The 19888-nt window shown below is 62.5% G+C and carries 13 protein-coding genes and 1 pseudogene; 8 read left to right on the top strand and 6 right to left on the bottom strand.

Annotated elements, in window-relative coordinates:
* Window positions 1-14: 14 nt before the first annotated feature.
* From gap to RCH11_RS16520, 5 genes and pseudogenes are all read left to right on the top strand, one after another.
* Window positions 15-1082 (top strand): type I glyceraldehyde-3-phosphate dehydrogenase, encoded by a 1068-nt coding sequence (gene gap, locus RCH11_RS16540; RefSeq protein WP_327058126.1) that lies wholly within the window; start codon window positions 15-17, stop codon window positions 1080-1082.
* 7 nt (window positions 1083-1089) lie between these two features.
* Window positions 1090-3960 carry a bifunctional transaldolase/phosoglucose isomerase gene (locus tag RCH11_RS16535; RefSeq protein ID WP_327058125.1) on the top strand — a complete coding sequence of 957 codons (2871 nt, stop codon included), beginning with the start codon at window positions 1090-1092 and terminating at the stop codon, window positions 3958-3960.
* Window positions 3961-3964: 4 nt separating this feature from the next.
* Window positions 3965-4978: a phosphogluconate dehydrogenase (NAD(+)-dependent, decarboxylating) gene (gene gnd / locus RCH11_RS16530; RefSeq protein WP_327058124.1), complete on the top strand. Its 1014-nt coding sequence runs from the start codon at window positions 3965-3967 to the stop codon at window positions 4976-4978.
* Window positions 4975-6704: pseudogene (locus RCH11_RS16525) on the top strand (L-aspartate oxidase). The gene gnd and the pseudogene RCH11_RS16525 overlap by 4 nt, the downstream one beginning before the upstream one ends.
* A gap of 16 nt (window positions 6705-6720) precedes the next feature.
* Window positions 6721-8511: a molybdopterin-dependent oxidoreductase gene (locus RCH11_RS16520; RefSeq protein ID WP_327058123.1), complete on the top strand. Its 1791-nt coding sequence runs from the start codon at window positions 6721-6723 to the stop codon at window positions 8509-8511.
* 413 nt (window positions 8512-8924) lie between these two features.
* Here the strand turns inward: RCH11_RS16520 and RCH11_RS16515 are convergent, their stop codons facing one another.
* Together RCH11_RS16515 and RCH11_RS16510 are read right to left on the bottom strand one after the other, a co-directional pair.
* On the bottom strand, window positions 8925-10433 hold the full coding sequence (locus tag RCH11_RS16515; protein WP_327058122.1) for a GntT/GntP/DsdX family permease: 1509 nt from the start codon (window positions 10431-10433) through the stop codon (window positions 8925-8927).
* Between the two features lie 21 nt (window positions 10434-10454).
* Window positions 10455-10970 (bottom strand): gluconokinase, encoded by a 516-nt coding sequence (locus RCH11_RS16510; RefSeq protein ID WP_327058121.1) that lies wholly within the window; start codon window positions 10968-10970, stop codon window positions 10455-10457.
* Between the two features lie 166 nt (window positions 10971-11136).
* On the opposite strand from RCH11_RS16510, the gene zwf reads away from it, so the two are divergent.
* Entirely contained in the window at window positions 11137-12549 is a 1413-nt protein-coding gene (zwf, locus tag RCH11_RS16505) for a glucose-6-phosphate dehydrogenase (protein ID WP_327058120.1), read from the top strand.
* 291 nt (window positions 12550-12840) lie between these two features.
* Here the strand turns inward: zwf and RCH11_RS16500 are convergent, their stop codons facing one another.
* The 3 genes from RCH11_RS16500 to RCH11_RS16490 all read right to left on the bottom strand — a co-directional run bounded on the left by RCH11_RS16500 (window position 12841) and on the right by RCH11_RS16490 (window position 15110).
* Window positions 12841-13248, bottom strand: a complete 408-nt coding sequence (locus tag RCH11_RS16500; protein WP_327058119.1) for a hypothetical protein — start codon at window positions 13246-13248, stop codon at window positions 12841-12843.
* 168 nt (window positions 13249-13416) lie between these two features.
* A complete protein-coding gene (locus RCH11_RS16495; RefSeq protein ID WP_327058118.1) occupies window positions 13417-14802 on the bottom strand; it encodes an Nramp family divalent metal transporter in 1386 nt (461 codons plus the stop codon).
* 164 nt (window positions 14803-14966) lie between these two features.
* The gene (locus RCH11_RS16490) at window positions 14967-15110 is read right to left on the bottom strand and encodes a hypothetical protein (RefSeq protein ID WP_327058117.1); all 144 of its coding nucleotides are present in this window, start codon (window positions 15108-15110) and stop codon (window positions 14967-14969) included.
* Window positions 15111-15414: 304 nt separating this feature from the next.
* Here RCH11_RS16490 and RCH11_RS16485 point away from each other — a divergent pair, with 304 nt between their 5' ends.
* The gene (locus RCH11_RS16485) at window positions 15415-15876 is read left to right on the top strand and encodes a low affinity iron permease family protein (protein WP_327058116.1); all 462 of its coding nucleotides are present in this window, start codon (window positions 15415-15417) and stop codon (window positions 15874-15876) included.
* Window positions 15877-16023: 147 nt separating this feature from the next.
* Here the strand turns inward: RCH11_RS16485 and RCH11_RS16480 are convergent, their stop codons facing one another.
* Window positions 16024-16182: a hypothetical protein gene (locus RCH11_RS16480; RefSeq protein ID WP_327058115.1), complete on the bottom strand. Its 159-nt coding sequence runs from the start codon at window positions 16180-16182 to the stop codon at window positions 16024-16026.
* A 246-nt stretch (window positions 16183-16428) separates the two neighbouring features.
* Between RCH11_RS16480 and RCH11_RS16475 the strand changes: the two genes are divergently transcribed.
* A protein-coding gene (locus RCH11_RS16475) for an IS3 family transposase (protein WP_327058114.1) occupies window positions 16429-17573 on the top strand; the annotation gives its coding sequence in 2 pieces (ribosomal slippage) (window positions 16429-16708 and window positions 16708-17573; 1146 coding nt in all).
* The last annotated feature ends 2315 nt before the right edge of the window (window positions 17574-19888 follow it).

The raw sequence follows: 19888 nt of genomic DNA, 5'->3' as shown, positions 1-19888 counted from the left end.
GCACGCGTCTGGTCGTGCAAACCTATGACTGCAACTGCGGGGTGATCTCGATGCCGAAAGTGGCGATTAACGGATTGGGCAGGATCGGGCGGGCCGCGCTGAAGATTCTGCTGGACTCCGAGGACCTCGAACTTGTTGCGGTCAACGATGTGGCGTCGATCGAAAATCTTGCCTACCTGCTGCGCTACGACACGGTGTATGGCCGGTACCACCGTCAGGTGGTCGTCGAAGCGGACGCGCTGGTCATCGACGGCCACCGGGTGGCCGTCCTTGCCGAAAGGGATCCAGCCGCGTTGCCGTGGCGGGACCTTGGTGTGGATCTGGTGTTGGAGTGCACCGGTGTTTTCACCCGGGTGGAGGACCTGACCAAACACATTGAGGCTGGTGCCTCGTTCGTCATCTTGTCCGCCCCGACGAAGTCCGACACGGTGCCGACGGTCGTGCATGGGGTGAACCGGCCGGATGGGCATCCGCAGATCATCTCCTGCGCCAGTTGCACGACGAACTGCATCACCCCGGTCATCGAGATCGCGTCGAGGCGTTTGGGGGTGGAGCGGGCGATCATGACCACGATCCATGCCCACACGGCAACGCAGCGCCTGGTCGACTCGCCGAACAAGAATTTCCGTCGCGGTCGGGCCGGCGGGTCGAATCTGGTTCCCGCTCCGACGGGCGCCGCCAAAGCCACCATTCGGGCGTTGCCTCAACTGGCAGGCCTCTTCGACGGCGTTGCGATCCGCGCTCCGATCGAGGTGGGATCCATTGCCGATATTGTTGTGGTCACCTCCCGCCCGACCAGCGTGGAGGAGGTCAACGCCGTGTTCACCGAGGAGGCACAGACGCCCAGATATCAGGGCATCCTCGGCGTTTCGGCGGACCCGATGGTGTCCTCCGACATCATCGGCGATTCACGCGCGTCGGTCGTGAATCTCGATCTGACGCAGGTGGTGGACGGCACCTTGGTCAAGATCATGGCCTGGTACGACAACGAGTGGGGTTTCACCCACCAGATGATCCGCGAGGCCCGCGCCACCCTCGGGGTGTCCCCTGCGGGGACCGAATCCGCGCGAAAGAGTAGGTGAGCTTCCGATGCAACCGTCTACGGGCAGGGTAACCAGCCGGATCAGTCAGATCGGGGCGCTGCGGCAGAGTGTCTGGTTGGATTACATCCGGCGGAGCCTGTTGACCTCTGGGGAGTTTGAACGGATGGTGCGCGAGGACGGGTTGAGCGGGGTGACCTCGAATCCGTCGATCTTCGAGAAGGCGATCGTCGGCGGGGCGGACTACGACGAGGCGTTGGCCCAGGCGCGGGCCGCCTCTGTGACCGACGGCACGGCAGCGGATCCGAAGTCGGTGTATGAAGGGATGGCTATCGCCGATCTGCGCCAAGCGGCCGACGTGCTCCGCGGCGTATATGAGGACACCAAAGCTGGCGACGGGTATGTGAGCATGGAAGTGGCACCGGATCTGGCGCACGACACCGCCGGCACCGTTGCGGAAGCGCAACGGCTGTGGGCCGCGGTCGACCGGCCGAACCTGATGATCAAGGTTCCCGGCACAGTCGAGGGCATCCCGGCGATCCGGCAGTTGATCGGTGAGGGCATCAACGTGAACATCACCCTGCTGTTCTCCACCAAAGTGTACGAACAGGTGGTCGAGGCGTACCTGTCCGGGCTGGTGGATCGGCTGGCCGGCGGCGGCAAGATCGCCCGGGTGGCGTCGGTGGCGAGCTTCTTCATCAGCCGCATCGACTCTGCCGTCGACCCGAAAGTGAGCGAACGGCTGCAGGGAAAAACCGGCATCGCTAACGGGAAACTCGCCTACGTCCGCTTCGGGGAGCTGTTCACCGGTCGGCGCTGGCAGGCACTGCATGCCCAAGGAGCCCAGATTCAACGAATCCTGTGGGCATCGACCGGCACCAAGAATCCGGCGCTCTCCGACGTGTACTACGTGCAAGCGCTGATCGGACCGGACACCGTCGACACGATCCCACCGGCAACCTACGAGGCGTTCCAGGCGCACGGCGTGGCGCACACCACCCTGACCGAGGATCTGCCCGCCGCCCGGACGGTCCTTGCCGATCTCGCCGGCGAAGGAGTCGACCTGGATGAGGTTACGGACACCCTGGTGCGCGAGGGCGTGGAAAAGTTTCTGGACGCTCAGCGCACGTTGCTCGCCTCCCTCGAGCAGTCCCTGCAGTTGCCGGCGCGGCCGAAATCCGCAACGCTTGCCTGCAGTTTCCCGGACGAGCTAGCCGCCCGGGTCGATGCGGTCATCGACGACTGGGAGGCCGGCGGCAAGATCGCCCGACTGTGGAACGGCGACGCCGGGTTGTGGACGGGAGGCGACGAGGCACACTGGCTCGGCTGGTTGGGAGTGGCGATGGACCAGCTGACCCATGCCCACCGGTTCACGGCGTTGGTCCAGGACATCCGCTCGGCTGGGTTCAGCCATGCGGTTGTTTTGGGGATGGGTGGCTCGAGCCTGTGCCCGGACGTGCTCTCCCACACTTTTCCCGACACAGCCGGGTTCCCGCGCTTGCGGGTGCTCGACTCGACCGACCCGCAGCAGATCAGCACACTCGAGGCCGAGCTGGACCTGTCGAAGACGCTGTTCTTCGTGTCCTCGAAATCGGGCACCACCCTGGAACCGAACATCTTCGCCGCCTACTTCCGGGCCCGCATGAACGAGGTGCTCGGTGTCGAGGAGGTCGGGCGGCACTTTGTTGCGATCACCGACCCGGGCACGGCGCTGGAACGGCTCGCGGCGAGTGACGGCTACCAGGCGGTGTTCCACGGGTGGCCGACGATCGGGGGCCGGTATTCGGCGTTGTCGGATTTCGGGATGATTCCCGGTGCTGCCGTCGGTGTCGATGTGCTGGGGTTGCTGGACCGGGCCGAGCGGATGGCGCATGCCTGCGCCGCAAGCGTGCCGGCCGTCGACAACCCGGGCCTGCAACTCGGTGCGATCATCGGCGCCGCGGCGACCGCGGGGCGGGACAAAATCACCCTGATCGCCTCGACCGGGATCCGGGGCCTCGGGGCGTGGCTGGAACAGTTGCTGGCCGAATCGACCGGCAAAGACGGCAAAGGGGTGATCCCGGTCGATGGGGAACCCCTGGGCGCCCCGGTCGTCTACGGCGCCGATCGTCTGTTCGTCTACGTGCGCCTGTCCTCGGACGACGACGCGGAGCAGGAAGCGAAAGTCCACTCCCTTGAGCAGGCCGGGCAACCGGTCGTGCGGATCGTGCTGGCGGAGGTGGCAGATGTGGGTGGTGAGTTCTTCCGCTGGGAATTCGCGATCGCGGTCGCCGGCTCCATCATCGGCATCGACCCGTTCGACCAACCCGATGTTGAAGAGGCAAAGGTCGCGGCACGTGAACTCACCGACGCCTACGACCAATCCGGGGCACTCCCGGGGTTGACCTGGTTCGGTGAGAACGACGGGCTACAGCTCAGCGCAGACGTCCGCAACACCGGGGAGATAGACAATGCGACGGTTGAGACACCATCATTTGATGACTATCTGGCCGCCCACCTGCGACGGGCCGAGCCGGGCGATTATGTCGCGCTCTTGGCGTATCTGCCGATGACGGCCGAACACGAAGGGCTGTTGAGCGAGATTCGGGTACTCATCCGTGACCGGATGCGGGTGGCGACCTGTGTCGGCTTCGGCCCCCGTTTCCAACACTCGACCGGGCAGGCGTACAAGGGCGGCCCCAACACCGGTGTGTTTCTGCAGCTCACCTGCCAGGACACCGTTGAGCTTCCCGTGCCGGGGCACGCGTACACGTTCGGGGTGGTCAAGGAAGCCCAAGCGCGCGGCGACTTCGACGCACTGGCCGGCAAGGGACGCCGCGCCCTGCGCGTCGATCTCGGCGTCGAGACTGCGGCGGGGCTGAGGCGGCTCCGCGCCGCCATCGAACGCGTCTTGCCTGAGTCTGAAGCGGAACGGAGATAGGCGCATGCAACTAGGAATGGTCGGACTCGGTCGAATGGGATCGAACTTGGTGCGACGACTGCTGCCCGCCGGCCACGAGTGCGTTGTCTTCGACGTCAACGCAGAGCAGGTGAGCGGGCTCGCCTCCGAGGGGGCGGTCGGCGCCGAAACCCTCGACGTACTTGTGGCGAAGCTTCAGAAACCCCGGACCGTGTGGATCATGGTGCCGGCCGGCGCCATCGCCGAGCAGACCGTGCACGACCTCGCCGAGCGACTGGAATCGGGCGATACGGTCATCGACGGCGGCAACACGTACTACCGTGACGACATCGCCCGGGCCACCAAACTCCAAGACAGCGGAGTCCACTATCTCGATGTGGGCACCAGTGGCGGTGTGTGGGGTCTGGAGCGCGGGTATTGCCTGATGATCGGCGGCGAAACAGCGGTTGTCGACCGTCTACGGCCCATCTTCGAGGCGATCGCCCCGGGTGTGGACGCCGCGCCGCGCACCCCCGGCCGCAGAGGCAGACCGGCCGAGGTTGAGCGCGGTTACCTGCACTGTGGTCCGGTCGGTGCCGGACATTTCGTGAAGATGGTGCACAACGGAATCGAGTACGGGATGATGGCCGCGTACGCCGAAGGCCTGAACATTCTCAAGAACGCCAACGTGGGAAAGATTAGGCGTGAGGACGACGCGGAGACGGCGCCGCTGGAACACCCCGAGTTCTACCAATACGACATCGACCTCACCTTGGTAACCGAGGTGTGGCGGCGCGGCAGCGTGATCGCGTCCTGGCTGCTGGATCTCACCGCGGAAGCGTTGCTGGAATCCCCCGACCTGCACGAATACTCGGGCCGCGTGTCCGACTCCGGTGAGGGCCGGTGGACGGCGATCGCGGCAATCGAGGAAGGCGTGCCCTCGCCCGTGCTGATGAACGCCTTGGTGTCCCGGTTCGACTCCCGGGGTCTGGACCATTTCGCCGATCAGACCCTCTCGGCGATGCGCAAACAATTCGGCGGACACGTGGAGAAACCATGATCGAACTCACCATCGCCACATCCGTGCTGGTGATCGGCACCGGCGGTGCCGGCCTGCACGCGGCCATCGAGCTTCGGGCGCAGGGTGTGGATGTTCTCCCCGTCGGCAAGCGGCGCAAATTCGACGCCCACACGACGTTGGCAGCCGGGGGCATCAACGCGGCGCTGGGCACGGTGGATCCGGAGGACTCCTGGCAGCAGCACGCCGCCGACACGATCAAGGAATCGTATGACCTGGCCGACCCGCGCATCGTGGAAACGATGGCGAGAAACACGCCGGAGGGCATCCAGGAACTCGAGGCATGGGGGATGCCGTTCGCCCGCGAAGCGGACGGTCGCTTCTCGCAACCCTTCTTCGGCGCCCATACCTACCGGCGCACTTGCTTCGCCGCAGACTGCACTGGCCTGGAAATTCAACGCACCCTCTTGCGGCGCGCCGCTATCGTCGGGGTGTCTATTATCGACGCGGTTTATGTGTCGCGGCTTCTCGTGTCGGACGGGCAGATCTTCGGGGCGTACGGGTTCGACATCGTCGACGGGTCGCGGGTGGTGATCCACGCCGATGCGGTTATCCTGGCTACCGGTGGTCACACCAGAATCTGGCGGCAGACCACCTCCCGCCGAGACGAGAACACCGGCGATTCCTTCCGCCTGGCCGCTCTGGCCGGCGCACGGATCCGGGATGCCGAGCTGGTGCAGTTCCACCCGTCCGGGCTTCTGGAGCCGGCCGAGGCGGCCGGTCTACTCATTTCCGAAGCGGCCCGCGGTGAGGGAGGCATCCTGCGCAACGCCGACGGCGAACGGTTCATGGCCCGATACCACCCGGAGCGGATGGAGCTGTCCACCCGGGACCGGGTGGCCTTGGCGATCTCCACCGAGATCAGCGAAGGCCGCGGCACGCTCAAAGGTCGGGTGCTTTTGGATTTGACTCACCTTGATCGCGAGCAGGTCCTGACCCGGCTGCCGCGGATCTACCGCAACATGCTCGACCTGCAAATGCTCGACATCACCCGGGATCCGATCGAGATCGCCCCGACCGCGCATTACTCGATGGGCGGCGTGTCGGTGCGGCCGAAGGATCACGGCAGCGATGTTGCCGGGCTGTATGCAATCGGGAAGCCAGTTCCGGCACCCACGGCGCCAACCGGCTCGGCGGCAACTCGCTGGCGGAACTGCTGGTCTACGGCCGTATCGTCGGGCAGGCTGCCGCCGAATATTCTCGGCAGCTTCCCGCCCAGGTTCGAAGCCAAGACGCCGTGATGGAAGCGAAAGGGGAGATCGATACGCTGCTGGCCGGTCGCGGATACGACAACGTCCGCAGCATGCAACGCGCCATCCGCAACCTCATGAGCGAACAGGCCGACGTGATCCGCAACGATGAGGGCCTCCGTGCTGGTTTGACGAAGCTGGATGCCGTCGAGGCGCGGATGCCGGACCTGGCCGTTCACCCGGATATCGCCGGTTTCGACGACCTCGCCCACGCCCTCGACCTGAAAGGGTCGATGATCGCCGCCCGCGCCACACTCGAATCGGCCCTGGCACGCACCGAGACACGCGGTGCACACAACCGCTCCGACTACCCCGCACTTGACCCAGCGCTTAAGGTGAACATGGTGTGGTCGCTCGATGCCCCACTCGCACAGGAGCCGGTTGTGGACACGCCGGTCGAGATCGCCCGGTTGATCCCGTCCGTCGACGACTCGGTCATCGGAAAACTTCTCGAATAGATAGAGGGAAAGCAAAGTGAACGCAGAACGCCGTCCCTCCCCGGAAGATATCCCCGCGCCGGCAACTGATGAGCTCCCCGAAATCCTACGAAGTTACCGATCGGAACTCACCAAGAAGAGCGAAGACATCATCGACGCGGAATGGGCAGGCAGCATTCCGGCCCAGTACGGCGTCGCACCACGCATCCGCATCGGACATACCAAGTGGTTCAACCTGCTCTGGTTCATCCCGATCGGGTTCGTGATGCTTGTCGCGGCCATCGCCGTCGCGCGTGGCCTGCGCACCGTTCCGGCCGTGCAGGATTTCATGCACACCTACCCGGGCACATCCGAATTGCCGTCCTGGGCGCCGGTCGGGCTCCCGGCGTGGTTGGGCTGGCAGCACTTCCTCAACCTGTTCTTCATGATCTTCATCATCCGGTCGGGCTGGCAGATCTTGGCCGACCATCCGCGGCTGTACTGGACCCGAAACAGCGGGCCGGGTCGGAACTGGTTCCGAATGCAGCACCCGATCCCGCCGAACCCGCTCTACACGGCGAAGGAGGACTCGATCACCCTGCCGGCCGGCGTCGGACTGCCTGGGCGCAGGCACACGATCGGCCTGGCCCGCTGGTGGCACCTCGGTGTCGACACGCTGTGGCTGACCAACGGCATCGTCTTTTATGTTCTCATCTTCAGCACCGGTCAGTGGGTGCGACTCGTGCCGCTGCACTGGGATGTCATCCCGAACTCGATCTCGGTCGCGATTCAATACCTGTCCATGAACTGGCCGCTAGAGACGGGTTGGACCAACTACAACGGCCTGCAGCTGATCGCCTACTTCATCACCGTGTTCATCGCAGCTCCGCTTGCGCTGATCACCGGACTTGGAATGTCGCCCGCGCTATCGACCAAGTTCCACTGGGTCAGCAGGGTGCTGAGCATCCAGGTCGCGCGATCGCTGCACTTCTTGGTCATGGTGTGGTTCGTCGGATTCATCATCATCCATGTGACGCTCGTCATGGCCACGAGCGCCCTGCAGAACCTCAACCACATGTACGCCAGCCGCAACGATGACTCCTGGGTGGGTTTCTGGATTTTCGCCGCGTCCATGGTCGTCGTCGTCGTCGGCTGGGTCGCGGCCACACCCGTCACCTACCGGTATCCGCGCACGATCCAGAAAGTCGGATACGCGCTGATCGGGCCGGCGCAACGCTTGTTCGAACACATTGACGCCAACCCCAAGCAGTACACCGAGAAAGACATCTCCCCCTACTTCTGGCACAACGGAAAATATCCGGACAGCACGGAGTATGCGGCATTGCGTGAGCGGAACTTCGCCGACTACCGGTTGCGCGTCAACGGGCTGGTGGAGAATCCGGTCGAACTCGACCTGGTTCAGTTGCGCAATCTTGTCCAACACACCCAAATCACGCAGCACTTCTGCATCCAGGGCTGGTCGGGCGTCGCCAAATGGGGCGGCGTTTCGATGCAGACAATCATGAATTTGGTCAAGCCCAAAAACGAAGCGAAATGGGTGATCTTCTACTCGTTCGGCGAAGGATCAGACGGCGGCACCTACTACGACGCGCAGCCGATCGAGCAGATGTCGTACGACCTGACGATGCTGGCCTACGACATGAACGACCAAGCTCTATCGTTCGGTCACGGTGCACCATTGCGACTGCGCAATGAGGTGCAATTAGGTTTCAAAATGGTCAAATGGATCAAGGGGATCGAGTTCGTCGAGAACTTCTCCGACGTCGGCGGCGGCCAGGGCGGCTACAACAACGACCACGAGTTCTTCGGCTATAGCCAGTCGATCTGATCAGGCACGGTCATCCGCTCCTTCTCCACCTGACCGAAGACGGCCCACCGCTAATTCCGGCGGTCACGACACCAATCTAGCCCTTCAGCCCAGGGCAGAGGGTTCTTCGGACCGCCTGCTGGTCCGTCGGTGGCGCCCCCACTCGACCGTGGCCGGTGATGGCATTCACGCACAGCAAATGTGGCGACCAGTCGGGTTGCTCGAGCAATTCCTCATGCTGGTTCAGGTTGTAGCCCAACAATGACCAGCACTCCCCGAACGAGCCGCAGCCGCGATTACTCCAGCAGCTGTAAGGGAATGATTTACATCGAAGATGGCCGGATCGCGTTCGAATAAACGACCACGAATTCTTCAGACACCCCCAATCAATCTCGGACGATCCCGACAGGCTCCGACGAAACCACGGGTGCGGGTCAGGCGACAAGCCAGAGCAGGGATGTCAGGATCAGCCCCATCACGGAGATGATGGTCTCCATCACCGACCAGGTCTTGATCGTCTGACCGACGGTCATGCCGAAATATTCTTTGACCAGCCAGAACCCCGCGTCGTTGACATGGGAGAAGAACAACGACCCAGCACCGACACCGAGGACCACCAACGCCAACTGGGCTGGGGACAGGCCGTGTGCCAGCGGCGCGATGATGCCAGCGGCAGTGACGGTGGCGACGGTTGCCGACCCGGTGGCGAGCCGGATTAGGACGGCCACCAGCCAGCCCAGCAACAGCGTCGAAAGGCCAGCCGCGAGAGCGACCTTCGCGATCGCCACGCCGGTACCACCGTCGACCAGCACCTGCTTGAAGCCGCCACCCGCGCCGACGATCAGCATGACGCCGACGATCGGCAGCAGGCTCTGACCGATCTTCTTGGTCAGGACGGAAGCGCCGAAACCGACTGTGGTGCCGAAGGTGATCATGGCCAGCAGCACCGCGACCAGAAGCGCGACGATGGGGTCGCCGATAAAGTCCAGTAGGGGCCGCAGGAGTGCCCCTTTGGCCACCCAGATATCCGCCCCGGCCTTGATCAGCATCAAGACCAGCGGTGACAACAAGGTGATGATCGTCCAGGCGAAAGTGGGGCTGCGGGTGGCAGCCGGATCTTGCGCTTTCTGCCCTGCCGCTTTCTGGCCCGCTACTTTCGAATCGTCGGCGGACGCGCTCGCCGATCCGTCTGCCGAAATGCCGGCCACGGCGAGGCCGGCGCCAGCGGCTCCGATCGGAACCATTCGTGCCGCCAGCCGGCTGAACAGGGGGCCCGCGACGATGACCGTCGGGATCGCGACGATCAGGCCGAAGGCGAGGGTGATTCCCACGTTGGCGTGCAGAATGCCGATGGCAGCTAGCGGACCTGGGTGCGGGGGAAGGAATCCGTGCAGCACAGACAGACCGGCCAACGCTGGGATTCCGAGCCGCATCGCCGGCCCCTTCGAACGGTGCACGGCCAGCATCACCACGGGGATCAGGAGCACGAGTCCGATCTCGAAGAACATCGGGATACCGATGATGCCGGCGATCAGGGCCATCTTCCACGGCAGCGTTGCCGGCCGGCCGCGCAACAGGGTGTCGACCACCTTGTCAGCGCCACCGGAATCGGCCAACAATTTGCCGAGCATTGCACCGAGCGCGATCAACACGCCGACGTAGCCGAGCACCCCGCCGACCCCGGCCTCGTAAGAGGCTGTCACCTTGTCCAGTGCGATACCGGATCCGATGCCCACGAACAGGGAGCCGATGGTCAACGCCAGAAACGCGTGGATCTTCAACAACACGATCAGCAGGACGACGATCGCGATACCGATCGCGGCGACGATCAGCACTTGGGTGTCGTGGCCGCTCCACGGCGATTGTGCGTTATCCGTCGCGGCGGCGGCAACCTTCAGCGTCCGGTGCGCGAGAATGCTGCTCGGGCTAGCGAGTACGGTCATGGTCTCTCTCCCTCACTGCGCTCAGCCGGTGAGGTTGAGCTGCTCCACGATGTGTTGCGCGATCACCCCGGGTGCCGGGCCGACGTCAATCGTGATCTCCGGTTCGTCCGGTGTTGGTTCCTCGAGTGCGGCGAATTGGCTCTCCAGCAGGCTCGCTGGCATGTAATGGCCGTGACGCGCCGTCAAGCGTGCAGCGATCGTCTCCCGCGTACCCGACAGATAGACGAAGACAATGCCGGAACCGCGCCGGTTGATGACGTCCCGGTAGGCGCGCTTCAATGCAGAACAGGTAATCAGTCCGCTCTGTCCGGCGTCAAGTTGTTCCTCCACCCAGGCGGCGACTTTCTGCAGCCAAGGGGCCCGGTCCTCATCCGTCAGCGGATGCCCTGCGGTCATTTTCTCGATGTTTGCCTGCGGATGCAGGGCATCACCTTCCTCGAACGGCCAGGCCAGACGACCAGCAAGGAGCGCGGCCACCGTCGACTTGCCACAACCCGACACGCCCATCACGACGAGCACAACCGGTTTGGCGGTCATCCCAGTACCGTTGGTATCCATAACGTCATCGTGGCACTTTCGCCAGAATTTGGCGAGTCATTGAACTCAAAGCCGACTCAGTGGACTGCTGATTCGCTGGACTACTCGCCGCCGAGGAGGCGTCGTGTGAAAAGTGAGCGTTGGTTTGCGGGCGTAGGGTGCAGACATGGCTGACAGCTCAGACGCGGGTGCGACGGTATTCGTTCTCTTCGGTGCGACGGGAGACCTCGCCAAACGCATGGTCATCCCGGCTTTCTACCAATTGGCTCGGCATGGACTGCTTCCGAAGAAGTGGATGCTGATCGGTAACGGGCGCGGAGACGTGTCTCACGAAGACTTCCGTGGTCACGTTCACGACGTGCTCACCGAGTTCGGGCTGAAGCCGGAAGACGGCCCGTGGGACGAGTTCAGCGCGAATCTTGGCTTCGCCGGCGGTGGATTCGACAGTTCCGATCCCGGTACGTTGCTCGATGTGATCGAGGAGGCGCGGAAGCAACTGGGCGAAGACGCCCAATTCATCCACTACCTCGCTATCCCGCCGGCCGCCTTCATCACGATCACCGAGGGCCTGGGGGAGCATGGCCTCGCGAAGGGCTCTCGCGTGGTCTACGAGAAGCCGTTCGGTACCTCGCCGGCGAACTTCCGGGAACTCGACGCCGCCGTGCACAAGGTGCTCGACGAGTCTCAGGTGTTCCGCATCGACCACTTCCTTGGCAAGGAGGGTACGCAGAACCTCCACGTGCTGCGTTTCGGCAATGGTGTGTTCCACAGCATCTGGAACCGCGAACACATCCGTGCCGTGCAGATCGATGTGCCGGAGACGCTCGACATCGACGACCGCGCCGTCTTCTACGACGAGACTGGCGCATTCCTCGACATGATAGTGACCCACCTGTTTCAGGTGGCCGCCGAGATCGCTATGGAGCCGCCGGTGTCGATGAGGGCCGACGACCTGCAGGCGGCTCGCGAGTCGGTGATCGCGGCATTCCGACCCCTGGCGAAGAAGGATGTCGTGTTCGGCCAGTACGACGGCTACACGGCCACCGAGGGCGTCGCTCCCAATTCGACCATGGAAACGTACGTCGCGGCGAGGCTCTGGATCGACACCGACCGATGGCGCGATGTGCCGTTCCTCCTGCGCACCGGCAAACAGCTGGCGGTGAGCGAGCAGCAGGTGAGTCTGATTTTCCGCAACCCGTCGAGCGGACCGCTGAGCCACGACGCTCCCGTCGATGGCAACGTTCTGAGGGTGAAGCTATCGGGTTCCGGCGAGATCGATTTGAGTGTCGTCATCAAGGAGCCGGGGGCCGACTTGACCTTGACCACGGCATCCGCGAATCTGCCACTGGCCGCGGTGGAGGAAGCCGATTCGCTTCCGCCGTACGTGAAGCTGATCAACGACGTGATACTAGGAGACCGTTCGCTGTTCACCCGGCCCGATGGTCTCGCCCACGCGTGGGATGTGATCACGCCGATCCTCGAGGATCGTCCGGAGGTGCAGCCCTATGCCCGCGGATCGTGGGGACCGGATGCCGCGGTCGACCTCGCCGCGCCCGACGGCTGGTTGCTCGGCCAGTAGCGTCGTGGGTCGAGCCACCCCGCTGGTCGAGCAACCCCGCTGTCGAGTAGCGAGCCCTTCGAGCGTGTCGAGATCAGTACCTCGCACGGCTCGAGCCCCGAACGCGGATCGAGCTTGGCCCACGCGACGCAGTCCGCACGATCCCGTCCTTGGATCGGGCGGCATCGTGGGGAGTGAGATCATGTCTGTGGGGGTTCCCTTGTGACGCGAAGTAATCGAGCTCGCCCGTCTGATCAATCGACCGTGGATCTGTCGCGTTGACCGTCCCCCTTGCGGAACGGCTAGTCCGATCTATCCATCGGTGGCGATCTCGGATTCTGCTGCCACCGTGGTTCTGGTCCGCACCAGCGGGACGGCCAAGGTAGTGACGACGATGAGCCGACAGCCGGCCATGATCGCGGGGTTGAATTCCTTGTTGCAGTCCATGAAACTCATACCGTTGAACAGCGCCCTCAGCGTGAGCAACGCTGCGATGCCGCTGGCCCACCGCCAACGTCGTCCGCCACTTGGAAGGCTTTGCACAAACAGCGCGATCGCTCCGATGACCAGAGAGAAGGCGATCCAAGTATGGATGAGTAGTGAGGGGCCACCCGTCCCGGACAGAGCCCAGAGTAGGTTAGCCCCAGATCTGCCGAAGTCCTTGCCACCCGTTGTGCCCGGGTGTGTGATTGGCAACTTGACGAAAAGGTTCACGGTCATGCTGGCAGCGAACTGCACCGCTTACCAGATGGGCAGGGCAATGGCGAGTTGACGCAGGTGCAATTTGTCCATGCCTACGGAATAACATCAACCCGACGGTCAGGCAACCGTTGTTGCGTAACTGGCGTCAGGTATCCGGGTGGTGCAGAGATCGAGAATCGAATACGGTCATCCTCCGGCGATGGTGTACCAGATCCCGTATGCGCCAGCGACGCACATGATGACGGTGGTGAGCCATCCCATCGTGGCGGCAAGTTTACCGTTGCGGTAGTCGCCCATGATCTTCCGATCGCGGGATATCAGCATGATCACGATGAGGAACGGGCCGGCGGCGATGCCGTTGACGATCGCGCTGAGGATCAACAGTCCGATCGGGTCGGTCGAGACGACCGCAAGCACTGTTCCGGCTATGATTCCGACGCCGAGCAGGATGTAGAACAGAGGGGCTTTGCGTGGGCTGCGGTCCAGGCCCCAGTTCTTGTTCAACAGTCCCGACAGACCGGCAGCGCCTGAGGCTGCTAGAACGGGAACGGCGAGCACACCGGAACCGATGAAACCAACTGCGAAGAGAATGCCGGCGTAGTTGCCGGCGATCGGCTGGAGTGCCTTCGCGGCATCGGCGGCGCTGGAGACGGCCTTGTGGTGGGCGCCGAGGGTCGCGGCGGAAGAGGCGATGATGGCGAACATGATCAGGACACTGAAAACCATTCCGGTGAACACATCCACCCGACCGTTACGCAATCGGCGACGGGCTTCTTGCGGGGGGCGTTCCTCTAGGGCGGGAGCTTTGTCTCCGCCGCGTTTTTCAGCACGGAGTTCTTCGATGCGTTGCGCGGATTGCCAGAAAAACATGTACGGGGAGATCGTGGTTCCGAGCACGCCCACGACCAACCCAAGGTATGCGGGTGAGAACTTGATCTGGCCGCCGATGAGTCCACGGCCGACATCGGCCCAGTTGACGTGAGAGACGAAGAGCACGCCAACATATACCAGCAGGACCATGCACAGCCATTTGAAGATCCGGCCGATCATCGCGAACGAGCCCGCGATAACGGTGATGACGATGGCGATGCCAGCGATTGCGGCCCACAGGAACGCCGGGCCGGCATGGAGAAGATTCATGCCTTGCCCGATGGCGTTCAGATCGGCGGCGAGGTTCAAACAGTTCGCGACGATCAACGCAACGAGGAGCACCCCGATCGCGAGCCGGAACCCACGACTGAACTTGCGTCGGATCAGCATTCCCAGGCTGTCGCCGCTGGCCAACGCCATCCTGTCGCAGATCTCCTGAACCGCCATCATCAGAGGAAGAGTCAGGGGCACCGTCCACAGCATGCTGTTCCCATAGGTGGCGCCGGCTTGCGAATATGTTGCGATCCCGGACGGGTCATCGTCGGCGGCCCCAGTGACTAACCCCGGACCCAACACTCCAAAGAACCGTGCGACCGGGTTCTTGCGTTTGCCTTCTTCTCCAGGCTGATCAGATGTTCCTGCATCTAGCTCAGGAGGTACTCCCTGCGGTGGTTGCACAGCGGTTGATTGTCCGTCGTCCATTCGTCGCCCCTCAACTCGGAGGCGTAACACTTCCGCCAGAACGCCATTTCAAAAATATAGAGCAGGACTACCCCGAGTTCGACAACTAATTCCGCCGCGCACGCGAACGTTCATCACGCAAGCAACAGGGCAGCGTCGCCCGCTGCCCGCTGCTGCGGTGGAGGTTACACGTTTCGTCGTCCTGAGATCATTCGAAGCAGGAATGCGATGACGGTGAGAATCAACAGCACCACACCGACCCAGAGCAGGAAGTTGAGGGACTGCACAAAGCCCCCGGTGATCAAGAGCACAACCGCAATGGTGGCCACAATGACAAATAGGATATGGCCGGCGGCGGCTTCATCGTGGCCGCAAGTCGAGGTGGCCGCGGCCGCGCTGCTCCACGGAGCACCAGATGTCTTGGATTCCGAGGGCGCGCATCCCGTACACGCCGTTGGGCGAGGCACATCGCAGCAGACGTGCACCCGTGTTGTGGTCGTGTGCAGCGAGGGCGTGTAGCGTTTGGCGACACCCGACTTCCCTGTTCGGCGTCCGACCAGACGCGCGAAGCGGATGCATCCGCCGGGTTCTTCAAGCTGGGCCAGATCGCTGTTCCGACCCGGTCGGAAAGCCTTGACGTTTGAGAGTTTCAAGATGACTCATCCAGATCCAGATACAAAGCGCGCCTCGGTTCATTCCACGATGAGCCGACTATTGACGGAGCTTGACCGGGTGGCGTCGCGTCCGCTAGTTGCCGTGATTTTTGTGACGGCTGACGCGGTCTGGATCGTGACGAGTGTCTTTCTTGAGTTCCCTGCTGGATTGGAGACGACCGTCCTCACTCTTGTTGCTGGCCTGACCTTCGCGATGCTGTTTGTGATTCAGCACACTCAATCGCGGCTTCAGGCCGCGACACAGAGAAAGTTGGACGAGATTTTGAAGGCACTTCCCGCAGCAAACAAGGCGGTGCTGAGCATCGAAAAAGCCAACGATGAGGAACTTCGCGATGTCGGCGCCGCCCACATAGCGATTCGGGAAGAAGCCATCGAGGACGCGACCGCATCTCGCAACAAATCGACGGACGGTCCCCCCTAGAGGCAACACCCTGCAGCGTTTAAAGGCTTCCAGCAACTATGTGCGTTCCCGGCGTCACATTCTGAAAAACAGTCCCTGGGCGAGAAGTCCACGGCGTCAGTCTCACCGCGATGGTCGTGATTGTGACATTCACCGTGGGACCTCGCCTCAGATGTTTGTCGTTGAGCTCGGCAGGTAGGGGGGCATTGGGATGTCGATGGGCTGGGTCGCACTGAGATCGATGTTGTGCGGTTCGTCGGCGCCTACGACTTCGATGGAGCCACTGATGTCAGCGATGAATGTATGGAGTGGGGAGGGAGTGCTCATGAGCGGATCCTGACAGGCAACGTTCGCGTGAAATACGGGGGAAGGAGAACGAGGGCCGTCGTCGGACAGTATGAAAGAAGACGCCGTACCTCGTTGCGAAAATGCGTGATGCCGAGGACTGGAGCAGCAGCAATAATCCTAGCTTTCCAAGCCAAAACCTCGGGAACTTTGGTCCCGCTCGGGACTGCCCCCGGTTTGGTTGACTCCTGACCTGTGGAGATTCGTCTTCGCTGGAAGGATGTCACCATGCCCAAGCCCTACCCACTCGAGTTCCGCCGCGATGTCGTCGCGGTTGCTCGCAAGCACGAAGCCCCGTTGGGCCAGATCGCGAAGGACTTCGGTATCTCGGAGTCGTGCCTGGCGTACTGGCTGAAGAAAGCCGATGTCGAAGAGGGGGTGAAGCCTGGCGTGACGGAGAAGGAGTCCGCTGAGCTGCGGGATGCGAGGAAACGGATCCGCCTGCTGGAGCAGGAAGCCGAGGTCATGCGCCGCGCGGTCGCGTATCTCTCCCGGGATGTCAACCCAAAATGATGTACCCGCTGGTCCGCGAACTGGCCGTCGACGGGGTCCCCGTCACGGTGACCTGCCGGGTATTGCACTTCTCCAAACAAGCTTTCTATCAGTGGCTCCGAAACCCGGTCACGCAACGCGATTGGGACGACGCTCACCTGACCAACGCGGCGTGGGACGCCCACCAGGACGACCCCGCGTTCGGCTACCGGTTCATCGCCGACGAACTCAACCATGCGGGTTTGAAGGCGGGCGAGAACCGGGTCTGGCGGTTGTGCTCCCAGCAGCGGCTCTGGTCCGTGTTCGCGAAGAAACGCGGTCCGAGGGGCAAAGCCGGCCCGCCCGTCCACGACGACCACGTCCAGCGCAACTTCACCGCGACAGGCCCGAACCAGCTGTGGTTGACCGACATCACCGAGCACCGCACCGATGAAGGCAAAATCTACCTCTGCGCGATCAAGGACGTCTGGTCGAACAAGATCGTCGGCTACTCGATCGACTCCCGGATGAAAGCATCTCTGGCGGTCGCGGCGGCCCGCAACGCGATCGGGCAACGCGACATCGCCGGCACGATTCTGCACTCGGACAGAGGCTCGCAATTTCGCTCTAACGCCTTCGTCCGGGTGTTGAAGAACAACGCCATCACTGGGTCGATGGGCCGCGTCGGCGCCTGCGGCGACAACGCCGCGATGGAGTCCTTCTTCGCTCTCCTGCAGAAGAACGTCCTCGACCGGCAGCGATGGTCCACCCGAGAGGAACTGCGCCTGGCGATCGTGGTCTGGATCGAGCGGACCTACCATCGGAAGCGTCGGCAACGCCGCCTCGGTAAACTCACCCCAATCGAGTTTGAGACCATAAACATGGCCCTCAACGCCGCGTGAAACCACTAACCCACCGAGTCAACTGAACTCGGGGCAGTCCCGCGGGGACTTTCAGTTCGATAGACGGCCAAACGACGGCTCAGCTACAAGCGTCAGGGGCATTAGGTGGATCTGCGTACCCTGGGTCAACCGTCCCATCCGTGTCGGTAAGCCTTCCGGCGCCCACGACTCTCACGGATTACCGGTCAGGTCAGGCATTGACCTGGACTCAGTTCATGAACCAGACAGCACGTGCGAACAATGCGCCCACCTGGTCTCAAGGTCTCACAGCAAACCCGGGATGCACGATGTCCTCGTTGGGTGCAAGCGTCAATGGATCATCGGTCTCAATCTCCGGGGATACTGAGGTCGATGCGACAGGATCCGGGTGCGCTGCGGTGAATTTGCAGACGATGACCGTCAAACTCAGCGGTGACTTGACTATCTATGCGAACGGTTTCTCCACCATCAACGGTTCGAGTTTCGTTTCCGCTGACGGAGCGACACATCGGGTCAGCATTGTCACCAAGGGCAACCGCAACTGTGGCACAGCCGGGAACGTGTCATTCTCGACCAATACGACCTCCACAGGTTCGCATCTAAGCGTTGACGCTGCTGGAACACTTACTGTAAACGGAGTTGTGGACTTGAATGGGAAGGTCACAGCTGGTTGTTTCGTAGGTTCTGGGTCCGGAATTATTGGGGTGCACTAGGTGAGACTGCGAGATCCATTTCAACCTCCGTATCTCGCGCGCCGCGATCCGCAGCCGAAAACGATTCGTTTGTTGTGGGCGCTCCCATTGACATTGTTCCTTTTAGCTCTGAACTTGTGGATCGGAACTGGAGCTTGGTTTTGGACTGGCGACCGCACCCAGAAGAATATTGACTACCTGTATCCCGGCTTATTGCGGGACTTCGTATTTTATGGCCTCTTTAATGTTCTCCCGATCCTTTTAGCGAACTGGAGCCGAAGATTCTGGCCCCGGCTGGCGTTAGCATTGTTTTTGGTGGCCATCGAGGTGTCAATCGGGAGCTGGCTAATCTTGAGCTCAAAACTGCCCGCGCAGTAACTGTGCTTACAGCGTTTGACGCTGCTAAGGCTTCCACAGCAGACGCGCCCCAGTAAAGGCTCCGAGTAGCAGGCAGGTGACCTGTCGAGCTCCTCTAACAGCCCGGTCAAGGTTCCCTTGTGACACGACATCGGCGTGTTCGACGGTTGGGTGGTGTGGCCACAGATCTGTCGCAGTGGAGGTTCCCTCACCGAACAAAGGACACACGCCCATCGCGGCTATGAGCGGACAAACGCAAACAGCGCCTTCCACCCCTTTCGCGGCGGTATGACGCGCCCTGATCGCGGCCATGAGCGGTCGATCTTGACGTCCGTGACATGACAGGATCAGAGGTCGGAGACACACGCAAAAGGCGGAGGTTTCATGTCCATCGTGCGGGGCGAAGACCGCCCGGTTCTCGAGCGTGGGCCCGGCCTGACCGAATGCGAAGACGCCGACCTCCTGTAGCTGTTCAACGATCCCAGCCTATACGACAAGCTGGTCCGCCAACGCGGCTGGTCCAGCACCAGGTTCCAGGAGTGGCTCACCGAGTCACTCCTCAGAAACCTGCTCAATGCAAGACCCACGTCCGTGTCGTCGTGTGGCAAACCCCTTACTGCCCGGCCCTGATCACGCCCACTGCGGTGGGAGCGCGCCATCAACGAAGCCGCCATCACAGCCAGGCATCCAACGACTGCCCGCGCACGAGCTTGGGCCCGTCCGGTGCCAGCCTAGGACTCGCGTCGTCCAGTATCAGTACTCGACACCAGTACTCGACACCAGTACTCGACGGGCGTCAACCCCTGACGCGACTCCGGGAAGCTCACGCAGCCGCCCGAGGCCGTCACCCCCGCGCACAGGGCACGGCTAATGGAAGTTCGGGCAGCTGCACGGATGTAAAGGGGGCATAGGTAGCTGGAGCCAGGTCAGGCGGGCCGCGCACGCCGATCGGCATCCACCCAACGATGAAGCGTCTGACGACATCGTCTTGGGAAAAAGCGTGCACGCGCACGCCCTCGGGACGCCCAACTCTGCCGCCCTCAGTGCTGCAAGCCTGGCTCATGGCTCATGGCTCATGGCTCATGGCTCATGGCTCATGGCTCATGGCTCATGGCTCATGGCTCTTCGATTCAGGTGAAGCCAGGCCGTCGTGGTGGGGCCAGCTCGCCTTAATCGTAGTTACTCACGTCCGCTTAGCCTCGATCCACCGACCGACTCGGGGTGGCTGCCTGATTTCGATTTAGGTGGGATTGTTGGTCGCGGGCAGGACTGAGCGTCGGGCCTCGC

It is taken from the genome of Glaciihabitans sp. GrIS 2.15, from assembly GCF_035984695.1.
Classification (GTDB): Bacteria; Actinomycetota; Actinomycetes; order Actinomycetales; family Microbacteriaceae; genus Lacisediminihabitans.
Note: the sequence above shows the minus strand (reverse complement) of the source record. Positions and strands in the feature narration are given on the sequence as shown.